Below are 14,190 nucleotides of genomic sequence, written 5' to 3'. Positions count from 1 at the left end.
CACGGTCCGACAACGACAAAAGCGCGCCGCGAATGGCGCGCTTTTCGTTTTGAGGACGGGGGTAGCGGAACACTCTAGAACAACCCTTCGATATAGCCCTGCTCGTTCAGGAAGATCTTTTCCGACGACGGTACTTTCGGCAGCCCGGGCATGGTCATGATCTCGCCGGTGATGACGACGATGAAGCCGGCGCCAGCCGCCAGCCTAACCTCGCGGATCGGCACCGTGTGGCCACTCGGCGCGCCGCGCAGGTTCGGGTCGGTCGAGAAGGAATACTGGGTCTTCGCCATGCAGATCGGCAGGCGGCCGTAGCCCTGCTCTTCCCAGCTGCGCAACTGGTCACGCACCGACTTGTCGGCGATCACCTCGCTTGCATGGTAGATGTCCTTGGCGATCGTCTCGATCTTGTGAAACAGCGACATGTCGTCGGGGTAAAGCGGCGAGAACTGCGAATGCCCGCCTTCCGCAAGGGCTGACACCTTCAGCGCCAGTTCCTCGATACCGGCCGAGCCCTCGGCCCAATGGCGGCAGAGCACGGCTTCAGCACCAAGTGTGGCCACATAGTCCTTGATCGCCTGCACTTCGGCCTCGGTGTCCGAGGTGAAATGGTTGATCGCGACGATGACGGGAACGCCGAACTTCTTGACGTTCTGCACATGCCTTCCAAGGTTGGCGCAGCCCTTGCGCAGCGCCTCCAGGTTCTCGCGGCCAAGGTCGTCCTTCTTGACGCCGCCGTTCATCTTGATCGCCCGGACGGTCGCGACGAGCACTGCGGCATCGGGCTTCAGGCCGGCCTTGCGGCACTTGATGTCGAAGAACTTTTCCGCGCCGAGATCGGCACCGAAGCCGGCCTCGGTCACCACATAGTCGGCAAGCTTCAGCGCCGTCGTCGTTGCGACCACCGAATTGCAGCCATGGGCGATGTTGGCGAAGGGGCCGCCATGGACGAAAGCCGGATTGTTTTCGAGCGTCTGGACGAGGTTCGGCTGCATCGCGTCCTTGAGCAGTACCGTCATTGCGCCATCCGCCTTGATGTCGCGGGCAAAGACCGGGCTCTTGTCGCGGCGATAGCCGATGATGATGTTGCCGAGCCGCTGTTCGAGATCCTTCAGATCCATCGAAAGGCAGAGGATCGCCATCACTTCGGAGGCAACCGTGATGTCGAAACCGGTCTCGCGCGGATAGCCGTTGGCGACGCCGCCGAGCGAACCGACGATGCTGCGCAGCGCCCGGTCGTTCATGTCCATCACCCGTCGCCAGGCGATGCGCCGAATGTCGATGTTCTGCTCGTTGCCCCAGTAGATGTGGTTGTCGATCAGCGCCGCCAGCAGATTATGCGCCGAGGTGATCGCATGGAAATCGCCGGTGAAGTGAAGGTTCATGTCTTCCATCGGCACGACCTGCGCGTAGCCGCCGCCCGCAGCGCCACCCTTGACGCCGAAGCAGGGTCCGAGCGACGCCTCGCGGATGCAGACGATCGCCTTCTTGCCGATGCGGTTGAGACCGTCGCCGAGACCGACCGTGGTCGTCGTCTTGCCTTCGCCTGCCGGTGTCGGATTGATCGCGGTCACCAGGATCAGCCGGCCATTCTTCTTCTCGCGCTGCCTTGCGATGAAATCGGCGCCGATCTTTGCCTTGTCGTGGCCGTAGGGCAGCAGATCGTCTGCCGGTATGCCGAGTGCCGCGCCGATCTCAAGGATCGGCTTCTTCTTCGCGGCACGCGCAATCTCGATATCGGACTTGACCTCCGTCATGACATGTCCCCTCCCCAGGGTCTCGTTTTCGTCCACGCCTTCCAAGGCGCGGTTCGCAATGCCGAAGCGGGAGGAGAAGACGTGTCTGCGGCTTCCGCCACATCCCGCTAACTCAAGATCGGCGGCGGCCGCGCATTGGCGGCCGGCACCTCGTCGTCTGCCTTAACGGGCGAGAATGTCGCGCATTTCCACAATGTTGGAGCGCACCCGCAGCGTATAGAAGCCCATGGTTGCGAGATGCGTCGGCATGATCCAGCCGGCCTCCTCGCCATTGGAAATGATCCACGGCTGGATGCGCAGCGCTGCGCGCAGCTGCTTGATCGTTTCCGTCCAGATCGGCAGCAGACCGCGCTGGGCAACGACATTGTCGAAGTCTGCGCCGGCCGCCGACAGGATGCCGTAATAGCCATAGAGCTGGCCATAGGCGAACCAGAATCGGTCGTCGGCGCGCGTGTCGAACCAGCCGCCATTGTGGTTTTCGGAGCGCTCGCGCAGGATCGCCGAGGTATTGCCGAGGTCGTTGGCGACACGGTCGAGGAACTCGACCAGGTTGTCCGAGCGGCCGTCGAAGATCGCCTCGCACTTGCTGAGCGTGGTGTTGAAGGACCTCAGGTCCTTCATCGCCGCCCGATAAAAGCTCGGTGTCGGCGTCTTCGGGCCGAACGGATTGATGCCGAAATACCAGGTCTCCTCGTCGAACTGCATGTTGCCGCGCGCGCTCTGGAGCGCGTTGTTGATGCCCGAGGTACCGCGCATGCGGCCGAGCGAATCGACGAGCTCCACCGAGGTGCGGCGGATCGCCTGGTTGACCCCGCGCTGGAACGACGCCTTGTTGTCGAGCCAGGGCGTGTCATCCCAGTCGAGGCCGAAGAAGCCCAGCTTGTAGAGCAGCATCGACGAGATCCAGGCGTTCTCGTTGACGTTGAAATCGATGAGATCGGCGGTGACGTCGACGATCGCCGAGGTCTGGCAGACCGTGCCGGCTGGCAGCTGAACGGCCGCCAGCGCCTCCGGCGTCGATTCCATCGGCTGCGTCGCCACGCCCGCGAGGTTGTTGGCCGTGCCGCCCGTCGTCGACTGACCTGTCGACGTTGCACCGGGCGCGTTCATCGGCGAGCCGGCAGGCACCTTGCGCTCGGCCAGCTTGTAGCGATCGACATAGTCTTCGTTGAAGTTCGTCCAGGCCTGGGTCTGCCAGATGAAGTAGCCGTAAAACAGGATCAGGCCGAGCAGAATGATGCCGATCGGTCCCTTGATGATCCAGCTGCGCTGCCGGTACCAGTTGCCCGCCGCGACGAAGGGCCAGAGCAGCCAGGCGACGACGAGCCCGATGCCCCGGCCGATCGCGGTAAAGACGCGTTGGAAAAACGCAACGATCGGGTCGAACATGTCCTATTCCTCTCTGAGCCCATAGAGCTTGTGGCGGAAGGCCGCCTTGTCTTTCAGATATGTGCCGGTCAGCGTCGCCACAACATATTCCTTGTAGCTTTCGCTGTAGCGCTCGTATGCGTCATAAAATCCCTGCTTGTCGAAGACGAAGCGCGAGACGAAATCGCGGGGAACAAGCTGCGATATCAGCCTGTTGACCAGCCATTGGTCGGGATGCGCGGGTGCCGCGCGCACCAGCATGAAGCGGTTGGCGGGCGCCACGTCCTGCATCTTGATCGTGCCGGTCGCGGCAATCGTGCGGATCATCTCCTGCAGGAACGGATAAGCCCCGTCCTTGGCGACGGCAGCCGCATTGCGGTGCATCCAGGTCTGCAGCCAGATCCGGTCGGCCTTGGCGAGGTCGGCCTGAGGGTCGGTCTCGTGGATCAGGCCGCGCACCATCATGTCGGCACGGTGCTGATAAAGCCCCGACTCCTCGACCCAGGAGGCCTGCGGCAATTGCAGCCGCTTGGTCGACGCAAGAAAGTCGTAGATGCGTGAATGGTCGTTGATGGCGATGTAGCTCACCTGCCAGGGGCGCGAACGGCGGAACCCGGGAACGGACGGGTCGCAGATGACCGTCGTCGTCTTGCCGTCGAGGAAGACGTAGACGCCGCCGAAGTGATTGGCCCAAAAGGCCTCGTGGCGAAAGACGAGCTGATCCGGCACCAGCGCGTTCTGGCGGATGTCGCCGGTCAGCTTGGCGAGCTCGACCATGCGGTTGAGCATCCCATCATCGGCCCAGGCGGTCGGCACCTTCTTCAACCGGTCGATCAGGCCGCGCAGTTCGGCCGCCTTGCCGAGCATGTCTTCGGCCGACAGGACCCGGAAGCGCACTTCGTTGATTGACAGCAAATCGTCGATGTCGTCGACCACGGCAACCGAATCCTCGATCTCGCCGTAGAGCGCATCCTTGATCGTCACCGCGTTGATCGCACGGCTGTTGGCGTTGAAGAACTCGTGCATCAGCGCCGCGGTGTTGGAAAAGCTCGTGTGCACGCAGGGCAGTTCCGCCTGGTCCGGCGTCATGATGATGAAGCGACGGTTGACCCGGTTCGGGTCGAGATAGTCCCGGTCTCCGAGCTCTTCAGCGATCTCGGGCGAAAATCCGGTCATGTCGATGCTGAACTGGGTCAGCGCCGTCGGCCTGAGCCCGAAGCCTTCGAGCGCCTTGTTGTAGCGCGCGATCAGATGCGGCTCGGAAATTTCGAGCAGCCGCCCATAGATCAGTTCCGCTTCAAGCAAGCGTTTCATCGGTCAGTTCTTTCCATCACCCCTGCCACCGGCCGTCGCGTTTCATCGCCTCGATCTCGCGGATCGCCTTTTCGCGCTGGCGTTCGCGGCGGATGATGTCGGTGACAGCGGCGTCGTCCGACTTGTCGGTGTAGCGGAACTCGCTGTCGGCGTAGCGGTTGATCTCCTGCAGCACCATGTCGATGGTGATCGGGCCGCGCAGTGCCTCGATCATTGCTTTCTTCTCGTCGTAGCCCTTGTGCATGAACGAGCCGGCATCCTTGAACCAGTCATCCGGCAGCTCGACATCCATGGCACGCAGCTTGATCGCGTCGGTGATGTTCTTGATCGCCCGGCCGGTAAAGCGCGGTTCCGCCTCCTTGATCATGTGCAGATAGGCGCCGACATCGGCGAGCGAGGCGATCGCGCCCTTTTCCTTCTCATAGCGTTCCCAGACGGCAACGAGACCCTCTTCCTTCGGCCGCGCATGCTCGGCATAGGATTGGGCGACCGCGCGCTTGATCTCCTGGCCCTCGAACAGCTGATGCTCGCCGAGCGGGATCTTGTGGTTCTTGCCGACGAGCAGCGCGAAGATGTCGATGTAGTCGTCTTCCGTCTGTGGCCCGTCGACCAGCCAGCGGGCGCCGGCGCGCTGGCGCAGCGCATCGTCGACATTTTCAGGGTAGTTGGAGAACATGCCGAAGGTGCAATTGCCGCGTACCACCGTCGAAGCGCCGGCGAAGCTTTCCATCAGCACCGCCGTCACCTCGTGCTGGCCGGCCGACGCGCGGTCGTCGGAGCGCTTGGCGGCCACCTGGTCGACATCGTCGATCGTGCCGAAGCCGATCGCCCGCGGATTGATGACGTTGTTGACGAACTCCTTGCAGTTCTGGCCGGACTTGCCCTGGTAGGAGGAGATCTGGTCGACGCCGAAATTCTCGTAGTGGAAGGCGTAGCCGGCGATCTCGCAATAATCGTTGAGCATGCCGGCCAGCATCTGGATCAGGATCGTCTTGCCGGTGCCCGGCATGCCGTCGCCGATGAAGGTAAACAGGAAACCGCCGAGCTCGACGAAGGGGTTCATCTGCCGGTCGAAGTCATAGGCCATCAGCATCTTGGCAAGCTTCAGCGCCTGATACTTGGCGATATGGTTGCCGATGATTTCCTCGGGCTTCTTGAAGGTCATCACCAGAGGCTTGCGCTTCTGGCCCGGCGCCACGTCGAAACCGTTGAGGGTAAAATCGTCCTGGTCGAGACGGATATGGATGTTTTCGAGACTCTGCAGCCCGGTGAAGCGGCCCTTGCGGGCGATCAGCCCTTCGATCGCCACGCGCGAAAACGCCCGCGCCCGGGCGGTCAGCCCCAGATCGTCAGGCGCGCCTGAAAGGCTGCGGTCGAGCGCGGCGACCAGGCTCTTCAGCGCATCCTGCGGCGTGTCGAACAGGAAGTCGGGCTCGACCGCATCGTCGACCGGCTCGCCTTCGCCTGCAAGCGTCGCGCCGAGATAGGCAGCAAGCGTGAACGCGGCGACGTAGGCCGACGCCGAAAGCAGCGCCTTGAACTGGGTCGCCTCGTCGCCGGCAAGCGGCGACGTCGTGTTCTTCGCCTGCAGCTGCTCAAGGTTCGTCTGGCGGGCAAAGACGTCCGAAACGGCAAGCGCGACCTGGATGCCGCGGCGGGTGCGATAGAGCACCGCGTGCTGGGCCGGCGAGAGCATCGGATCGCCCTGGCGTACGGCCTGGATCGTCCTGACGAGTTCGACTTCGCGCGTGCGGCGCTGCCCGCCGGTCGAGACGGTGGAGACGAAGCGGCGGCCGGTGCCGGCGATCGGCGCGCCGGCGGTGGCCTCGTCCCGCTCCAGGATGATGAGCTTGGTCACGAAGCCCTGCGCAACCGCCTGATGTTTGGCGATCTCGTCCTCGTGCAGCGTCGTCAGGCCTGTGTTGAGTGTCATCGTCAAACCTCGCTCACGACCTGATTGCCCGAAATGACATGGACCTTGTAGTCGCCGAACACCTGTTCCGCTTCGCCGGCGGCATAGAGCGCCTGATAGGCGTCGTGCGGCACCAGCGCATGCTTCTCGTAGGAGGAGACACCCATGCGCGTTGCCTCCAGATTGGCAGTGTCGATGTGGAACTCTTCCTGCGCCGGCGTCGTCGACCAGAAGCCGCGCTTGGCCGGCCGCTCCGCCTTGGAAAACACCTCCTGCACCGTCCAGGTCAACAGCCAGGCGTTCTCGGTCTTGCGCACCTTGGAGAGGATGTCGTTGATGCGCGCATTGTTCTCGGTAATCCCGGCCGAATAGAAGGGGCCGAGCACGATGCGGCGCAACTGCTTCGGGTGCAGCTCCTCGAAATCCTTGTCGAGATTGCCGGCGATCGTCACCGGCGTCAGCGAATAGCTGCTGTTCTTGGCGGCAAAGTCGTCGAAGCGACTGGCAAGCTCGGGATTGAGCAGGCCGCCCACAGGCAAGGGAATCTCGACCTGCGGGTTGAGCTTGCCGTCCTCGGTCACCAGCATCTCGACGATCTTTTCGGACGAATCCTCGATCGTCGCCATGTAGACCATGGGAAGCGTGCTGGTGCCGTCAAAGGCACCCCAGCTGACCACGTAATAGGGCCGCATCGTCTTGGAATTGACGGCGACGCGGATCGTCTCGGGCAGGATGAACGGCGAGAAGATCTCGCCCTTGCCGATCTGCTCCAGATAGAGCCTTTCGGCCATGCGCGCCTGCAACGCCTCGGGAAACGCCTTCTGCCTCAGGATGAAATCGACCATTTCATCCCGCAAGGCATCGGCCGAGGGAATGTCGGCCAGCCGTTTGTCCGCCGTCTGGCGATCGTTCTCCAGTTCCAGCACGTTCTGGAACACGGGAAAGCCGCTCTCCGCCCTGGAAATCCGGAACTGGTCGACGAACCCGATCCGGTTTTCCCAGCAGTCGATCGACGCTTTAAGCCGACCGAGATAGGGAACGATCACTTCGCCGACGACGGTGTTGCGATAGAGCGGTGAATTGCGGTCACCGAGAAACAGTTCGAGCCCGGCGAGTGCGGCGTGGATCGACGCGAAATACTGTGCGACAGCGGATGAAGCTGCGACCTTCATGCAAATCCCCGTGGCGCGCGCCGAAAGGCAGACTCGGATCGGACCATGCGCCGGCCGATCACTGCTTCACGTAGTTGGCAGTGTTGTGTTTATCCATCACCGACTGGAAGCGGCGGGCAAAGGCATCGTCTGCGAGCTTCTTGCGGCGCTGGATATCCTGGGTCGAAAGCATGTTCTTTTCATGCATTTCGAGGAGATCGCCGATATGGCGCTGGGCGGCGGCACCGATGCCGGCCATGGTCTCCTCGGCTGCCGTGTCGACCTGGCTGCCGAGCGTGTTGATCTTATGGGCGACGTCCTGCTGGGCAGCCGTCTTCAGCGAGTCCTCCAGTGCCTTGTAGAGCACGATGCGCTGCTCGGTATCGATCGTCAGCTTGTTGATCAGCGTGTTCTGCGCGGCGATCTGGTTGTTGAGCGAATCGACGAAGGTCTGGAACATCGAGGTGTAGCGCTCGAGCGTCTGGCTCTCGGCCAGCAACTCCTGCTCTTTCGCCTGCTTCTCGTTGTACTCCGTTGCAAGCGCCGAGCGCCCGCCTTCGAGCTCCGTGCGCACCTTCTGCTCGGTCGAGGCGGCGATGCGGTTTTCGATGTCGAGCAACAGCGGGTTCAGCTCTTCGATCCGCTTCTGCACCGTTTCGAGGTTCGCCATCGTACCCTTGCGGCGCTCGATCACCTGGATCAGGCTCTGCTCCGAGGTCTTGTAGCGCTGGTCGAGGATCGCCTTCTGTTCCTTGAGGATGCCGACGATCATGTCGGACTTCGACAACAGTTCCTGCAGGTTGCCGGCCAGCGACATGTTGCGCACGCGGTCGGTGCGCATGCGCTGCATCTTCTGCTTGGAGAACATGCCGATGAACTTCTCGTAGCCGGTATAGTTCTTCATGCTCTCGAACTCGGAGCCGAAGACATTGGTCGCATCCTCGAGCCCGATGATCAGGTCGGCGATGTTGGCCTCCATCACCTTCTGCTGATTGAGAACGTCCTGGATCCGGGCGTTCTCGATGTCGAAATTGACGTCGCCGAGCTTGGTCTCGGACTTTGCGAACTGCTCCAGCACGACGCCTGACTGTTCGAGCTTGCCGCGCATCTGCTCGACAACGCTTCTGGTCTTCTCGATCTCAGCATCAAAATTCTGAAGAGTCGCCATCTCATCCCCTCGATCCACCGCGGCAGGATCTGCCAGCACGGCCGAATTATTCAGCCTTCGATTGCAGTTATATAAAGGGTGTTTATCGAAAGAGAACAAGCCTTTCCCGGCAGCTTTTTGACGAGCTACCCTTCCCCGACGCGGATTGGCGGGCGCAATTGCGACCAACGCGCGAAACCGCATTCAGTCCGGAATTGCGCCGACCCTACTTGGCCGTCGGCGGCGCCTTCAGGTAGGCGATCACGTCGGCGATATCCTGGGGCTTCTTCAATCCGGCAAAGGTCATCTTGGTCGCACCGACCATGGCCTTGGGGCTCAAGAGATATTCAGCGAGCGTCGCCTCGTCCCAGACGTGGCCGGCAGCGCCGAAGGCCTTCATCGCATCGGAATAGCTGTAGTCGGCGACGGACGCGGCCGGACGGCCGACGACCCCCAGGAGGCTCGGCCCGACCCTGTTGACCGGTTCGCTCGCCGTATGACAGGCGGCGCATTTACGGAACACCTGAGCGCCGGCCGTCGCGTCGCCACCGGCATGGGCTGCCGGCGCACCAAGACAAAGCGAGAGAAGAAGACTGGAAAGCAGGCGCCGCATCGAGGACCTCTTCGTGACTGGATCGAACCAGATTGGCATCGCGACCAGCCTGCTCGCAAGCGGTCAGTCGGTCGCAGGCGCACTCACTCGCAGCGCATCTTGTCTTCCCAATGGCGCCGGCAATAGGAAACATATTTCTCGTTGCCGCCGACCTCGACCTGGGCCCCTTCGCGCACGACATTGCCCCTGCCGTCGAGCCGGACCACCATCGTCGCCTTGCGGCCACAGTCGCAGATCGTGCGCACTTCGCGCAGTTCGTCGGCAATGGCCAGCAGCGCCATCGAACCCGGGAAAAGCTTGCCCTGGAAATCCGTGCGCAGGCCGTAGGCCATCACCGGAATGCCGATGCGGTCGGCGACGCGGGCAAGCTGCCAGACCTGTGCCTCGTTGAGGAACTGCGCCTCGTCGACGAAAACACAGGCGATCGCGCCTGCGCCGTCGGAATGGAGGGTTTCGACCAGCGTGTAGAGATCGTCGTCGCCATGAAACGGTATGGCGTCTGCCGCAAGGCCGATGCGTGACGAGATGCGGCCAACCCCGCCCCGGTCGTCATGGGCGGCGATCAGCATCACCACGCGCATGCCGCGCTCCTCGTAGTTGTAGGAGGCCTGCAGCAGCATCGTGCTCTTGCCCGCGTTCATCGTCGCATAGCTGAAATAGAGTTTGGCCATCTTTACCACGTCCGCATTTGCCTTTCCGGGTAATGACGAGCCTTGCGCCGGAAGGCCAGAGCGCGTTTGCGGCGCCCACAGATTTTCGCCGGACTAGACCATTTCGTGGACAATGCGACATTCAGCGTCGCATCGTGCACCCCGTCAGCGTATTGACGCAATACACTTCCTTCGACATCAAAGCGCTTGAATTCGCTATCCAATGGTGTTTGGCTAAAACAATAATAGAGGCAGGGGAACGACAACGATGAAAAAAGGACTCTCTCTCAAACTGATGTTGGCAGGCGCGGTTTCGGTGCTTGCGATGTCGGCCGGGCAGGCTGCAGCTGCCGAGCCGGAAAGCTGTGGCACCGTCCGCTTCTCCGACGTCGGATGGACGGACATCACTGCAACCACGGCGACGATCTCGACGGTGCTGAAGGGCCTCGGCTACGAGACGGACATCAAGGTCCTCTCGGTTCCGGTGACCTACACCTCGCTCAAGAACAAGGACATCGACGTCTTCCTCGGCAACTGGATGCCGACCCAGGAAAACGACGTGCGCCCCTACCTCGACGACAAGTCGGTCGAATCGTTCGGCCCCAATCTGGTCGGCGCCAAGTATACGCTCGCCACCAATGCCAAGGGCGCTGAACTTGGCATCAAGGACTTCAAGGACATCGCCACCAAGAAGGACGAGCTTCAAAACAAGATCTACGGCATCGAGCCCGGCAATGACGGCAATCGCCTGATCATCGACATGGTCGACAAGGACACTTTCGGCCTCAAGGGCTTCGAAGTGGTCGAATCCTCCGAACAGGGCATGCTGGCGCAGGTCGCCCGCGCCGAAAAGGATGGTACGCCGGTCGTCTTCCTCGGCTGGGAACCGCATCCGATGAACGCCAACTTCAAGCTCACCTATCTGTCGGGTGGCGACGACATCTTCGGCGCCAACTTCGGCGGCGCGGAAGTCTTCACCAACGTGCGCGCCGGCTACACCACCGAGTGCCCGAACGTCGGCAAGCTGCTCACCAATCTGAAGTTTTCGCTGCAGATGGAAAACGAGATCATGGGCAAGATCCTGAACGACGGCAAGGAACCGGATGCCGCCGCGACGGAATGGCTGAAGGCCAACCCGACGGCTGTCGATCCGTGGCTTGCCGGTGTCACCGCCAAGGATGGCGGCGATGGCCCGGCCGCGGTCAAGGCCGCGCTCGGCCTCTGATCGGCATCAAGGCGGGGAATGACCCCGCCTTTTTTCACCGCGTCATGCGCTCCTTTTTGACCTGACGAGACGGATTACCTTCGTGGAATATCTGACCGAGAACCGCATCCCTATCGGGGGCTGGGCCAAGGCGTTCGTCGACTGGCTGACGACGAATTTCGAGCTGTTCTTCGACCAGCTCGCCCGCTTCCTCTCCGGCGTCGTGGCCGTCCTCCTGTGGATCCTGCAGACCCCTCACCCGCTGATCGTCGTCGCCGTGATCACGGCGGCCGCCTGGTGGTTCCGCCGCTCGCTCGGCGTCACGCTTTTCACCGGCCTCGGTCTGCTTCTGATCATCAACCAGGGCTACTGGAAGGAAACGACGGAAACGCTGGCGCTGGTGCTCGCTGCCAGCTTCGTTAGCATGGCCGTTGGCGTGCCGCTCGGCATTGCCGCCGCACGTCGAGCCTGGGTCTACGCCATCATGCGGCCGATCCTCGACCTGATGCAGACGATCCCGACTTTCGTCTACCTGATCCCGGCGCTGATCCTCTTCGGCCTCGGCATGGTTCCGGGCCTGATCGCAACCGTGATCTTCGCCATTCCCGCGCCGATCCGGCTCACCCGTCTTGGCATCATCTCGACGCCGCCATCGCTGGTCGAGGCCGCCCAGGCCTTCGGCGCCACGCCCGGCCAGGTGCTGCGCAAGGTCGAGCTTCCCTTCGCCATGCCACAGATCATGGCCGGCCTCACCCAGACGATCATGCTGTCCTTGTCGATGGTGGTGATCGCAGCGCTGGTCGGCGCCAACGGCCTCGGCGTTCCGGTGCTGCGCGCGCTGAACTCCGTCAACGTCGCCAAGGGCTTCGAAGCGGGCCTGTGCATCGTCATCCTGGCGATTATCCTCGACCGCCTTTTCCGCTCGTCCGACGAAGGAGAAGGCGCATGACCAACGCCGTCGTATTCAAGAACGTCGACATCATCTTCGGCAACAATCCGCAGGTCGCGCTGCAGATGGTCGACCAGGGCAAGACCCGCGACGAGATCGGCGCCGAAACCGGCCTGGTGCTCGGCGTCGCCGGCGCCTCGCTCGAAATCACCGAGGGCGAAATCCTTGTGCTGATGGGCCTCTCGGGCTCCGGCAAATCTACCCTGCTTCGCGCCGTCAACGGTCTTGCACCCGTCGTGCGCGGCGACGTCGAGGTCAAGACCGCAAACGGCGCGCTCAATCCCTACCGCACCAATGCCAAGTCGCTGCGCGACTTCCGCATGCATACGGTATCGATGGTGTTCCAGCAGTTCGCGCTTCTGCCGTGGCGCACCGTCGCCGACAACGTCGGCTTCGGGCTCGAGCTTGCCGGCATGCCGGACGCCGAGCGCAAGGCGCGGGTCGGCGAGCAGCTCGAACTCGTGAACCTGTCGAAATGGGCGGGCCGCAAGGTCAACGAGCTGTCGGGCGGCATGCAGCAGCGCGTCGGCCTTGCCCGCGCCTTTGCGACCGGTGCGCCGATCCTGCTGATGGACGAGCCGTTCTCGGCGCTCGATCCGCTGATCCGCACCCGTCTTCAGGACGAACTGCTCGAGTTCCAGCGGCGGTTGAAGAAGACGATCATCTTCGTCAGCCACGATCTCGACGAGGCCTTCCGCATCGGCAACCGCATCGCCATCATGGAGGGCGGGCGCATCATCCAGTGCGGTACGCCGCAGGATATCGTCAAGAATCCGGCCAACCAGTATGTCGCCGACTTCGTCCAGCACATGAACCCGATCACCATGCTGACGGCGAAAGACGTGATGCAGACCGGCGTTCAGCGCGGCGTCACCGTTGCCGGCGTGACCGCAACGGCAAAGCCGACGACACCGCTCGTCGACATTCTCGACGCCATGTCGCGCCAGCCGGGCAGCATCGGCGTCGTCGACAATGGTTCGGTCGTCGGCACGATCGACGCGCAGGATATCGTGCAAGGACTGACCCGCCACCGCAACAAAAGTTGACGAAACCGCTCAACAAGCCAATAAAAGCCCGGAGGAACGCTCCGGGCTTTTTTCGTTTCGGAGTGGTGATAGCATGGCAGGAAAGGTTTCAAGGACATGAGCGACAAGCCGAACGTATTGCGCGACACCGACGACGAGGCCCGCACGCTCGCCCGCACGCTCTTGCGCGGCGCCCGCAGCGCCTCGCTCGGGGCGATCGAACCGGACAGCGGCGGCTTTCCCTTCGTCAGCCGCGTGCTCGTCGGCATGGATGTCGACGGCGTGCCTGTCATTCTGATTTCGAAACTGTCGACCCACACCCAGGCGCTCGTTGCCGATAACCGCGCTTCGCTGCTGACTGGCGAGCCCGGCAAGGGCGATCCGCTGGCCCATCCGCGCCTTACCGTGCAATGCACCGCCGAACAGGTCGCCCGCGACAGCGAAGCGCATATCCGTATCCGCGAGCGATTCGTTCGCCGCCACCCCAAGTCGAAACTTTACGTCGATTTCCCCGATTTCGGCTTTTTCCGGCTGACGCCCGTACGCGCGAGCCTCAATGGCGGCTTCGGCCGCGCCTATGTTCTGACGGCTGCCGATCTCCTGATCGACACGCCCGCGATCGCTTCGCTGGCCGCCACCGAGGCAAGTGCGATCGAACACATGAACATGGATCATTCCGAGGCAGTCCAGCGCTATGCGGTCAAGCTCCTGAATGCGCCGGAGGGCAACTGGAAGATCGTCGGCATCGACGCTGCCGGCCTCGATCTTGCCGATGGCGATCGCCTGAAACGCTTGGAATTCCCGGCACCTATCGAAGATAGTTCCAGTTTACGGGCAATTTTGCGTGAACTTAACGGTTAATCGCTGGAGAGATACCCCCATTTCTTGCAGTAGGTAGTTGCCCTTTTATGCATCACGACTAATTATCTTGCTTCGTCAACCATAACTACGTGTGATGTAATTTTCGCATGGAGCACGCAATGCAGCCACTTTCGCCTGAAAAACACGATGAAGCCGAGGTAGCAGCCGGTTTCCTCTCGGCCATGGCAAATCCTAAGCGCCTCCTCATCCTCGATTCCCTTGTCAAGGAAGAGATGGCAGTC

At 62.1% G+C, this 14,190-nt stretch carries 12 protein-coding genes and 1 pseudogene; 5 read left to right on the top strand and 8 right to left on the bottom strand.

Annotated features, from left to right (window positions below; genetic code table 11):
• Nucleotides 1-74: 74 nt before the first annotated feature.
• The 8 genes from VGO12_RS25115 to VGO12_RS25080 form a co-directional block, all read right to left on the bottom strand.
• Nucleotides 75-1,754 carry a formate--tetrahydrofolate ligase gene (locus VGO12_RS25115; protein ID WP_327515444.1) on the bottom strand — a complete coding sequence of 560 codons (1,680 nt, stop codon included), beginning with the start codon at nt 1,752-1,754 and terminating at the stop codon, nt 75-77.
• A 162-nt stretch (nt 1,755-1,916) separates the two neighbouring features.
• A complete protein-coding gene (locus tag VGO12_RS25110; protein WP_327515443.1) occupies nt 1,917-3,143 on the bottom strand; it encodes a DUF2333 family protein in 1,227 nt (408 codons plus the stop codon).
• A gap of 3 nt (nt 3,144-3,146) precedes the next feature.
• Nucleotides 3,147-4,436 (bottom strand): DUF6638 family protein, encoded by a 1,290-nt coding sequence (locus VGO12_RS25105; protein WP_327515442.1) that lies wholly within the window; start codon nt 4,434-4,436, stop codon nt 3,147-3,149.
• Nucleotides 4,437-4,452: 16 nt separating this feature from the next.
• The gene (locus tag VGO12_RS25100) at nt 4,453-6,369 is read right to left on the bottom strand and encodes an AAA family ATPase (protein WP_327515441.1); all 1,917 of its coding nucleotides are present in this window, start codon (nt 6,367-6,369) and stop codon (nt 4,453-4,455) included.
• 2 nt (nt 6,370-6,371) lie between these two features.
• A complete protein-coding gene (locus tag VGO12_RS25095; protein ID WP_327515440.1) occupies nt 6,372-7,520 on the bottom strand; it encodes a hypothetical protein in 1,149 nt (382 codons plus the stop codon).
• Between the two features lie 58 nt (nt 7,521-7,578).
• On the bottom strand, nt 7,579-8,667 hold the full coding sequence (locus VGO12_RS25090; protein WP_327515439.1) for a hypothetical protein: 1,089 nt from the start codon (nt 8,665-8,667) through the stop codon (nt 7,579-7,581).
• 205 nt (nt 8,668-8,872) lie between these two features.
• Nucleotides 8,873-9,259, bottom strand: coding sequence for a cytochrome c family protein (locus tag VGO12_RS25085; protein ID WP_327515438.1), 387 nt, complete (start codon nt 9,257-9,259; stop codon nt 8,873-8,875).
• Between the two features lie 83 nt (nt 9,260-9,342).
• Nucleotides 9,343-9,930, bottom strand: a complete 588-nt coding sequence (locus tag VGO12_RS25080) for a thymidine kinase (RefSeq protein WP_327515437.1) — start codon at nt 9,928-9,930, stop codon at nt 9,343-9,345.
• A 247-nt stretch (nt 9,931-10,177) separates the two neighbouring features.
• On the opposite strand from VGO12_RS25080, the gene VGO12_RS25075 reads away from it, so the two are divergent.
• The 5 genes and pseudogenes from VGO12_RS25075 to VGO12_RS25055 form a co-directional block, all read left to right on the top strand.
• Nucleotides 10,178-11,134, top strand: a complete 957-nt coding sequence (locus VGO12_RS25075) for a choline ABC transporter substrate-binding protein (RefSeq protein ID WP_327515436.1) — start codon at nt 10,178-10,180, stop codon at nt 11,132-11,134.
• A gap of 82 nt (nt 11,135-11,216) precedes the next feature.
• Complete coding sequence (gene choW / locus VGO12_RS25070) at nt 11,217-12,062, top strand: choline ABC transporter permease subunit (protein WP_192446943.1); 846 nt, start codon at nt 11,217-11,219, stop codon at nt 12,060-12,062.
• Entirely contained in the window at nt 12,059-13,108 is a 1,050-nt protein-coding gene (gene choV / locus VGO12_RS25065; protein ID WP_327515435.1) for a choline ABC transporter ATP-binding protein, read from the top strand. The genes choW and choV overlap by 4 nt, the downstream gene beginning before the upstream one ends.
• A gap of 96 nt (nt 13,109-13,204) precedes the next feature.
• Nucleotides 13,205-13,948, top strand: coding sequence for a HugZ family protein (locus tag VGO12_RS25060; RefSeq protein ID WP_327515434.1), 744 nt, complete (start codon nt 13,205-13,207; stop codon nt 13,946-13,948).
• Between the two features lie 119 nt (nt 13,949-14,067).
• Nucleotides 14,068-14,190 (top strand): annotated as a pseudogene (locus tag VGO12_RS25055) (ArsR family transcriptional regulator); the annotation flags it as partial.

Origin of the sequence: Ensifer sp., assembly GCF_035999135.1 — a bacterium.
GTDB lineage: Bacteria > Pseudomonadota > Alphaproteobacteria > Rhizobiales > Rhizobiaceae > Ensifer.
Note: the sequence above shows the minus strand (reverse complement) of the source record. Positions and strands in the feature narration are given on the sequence as shown.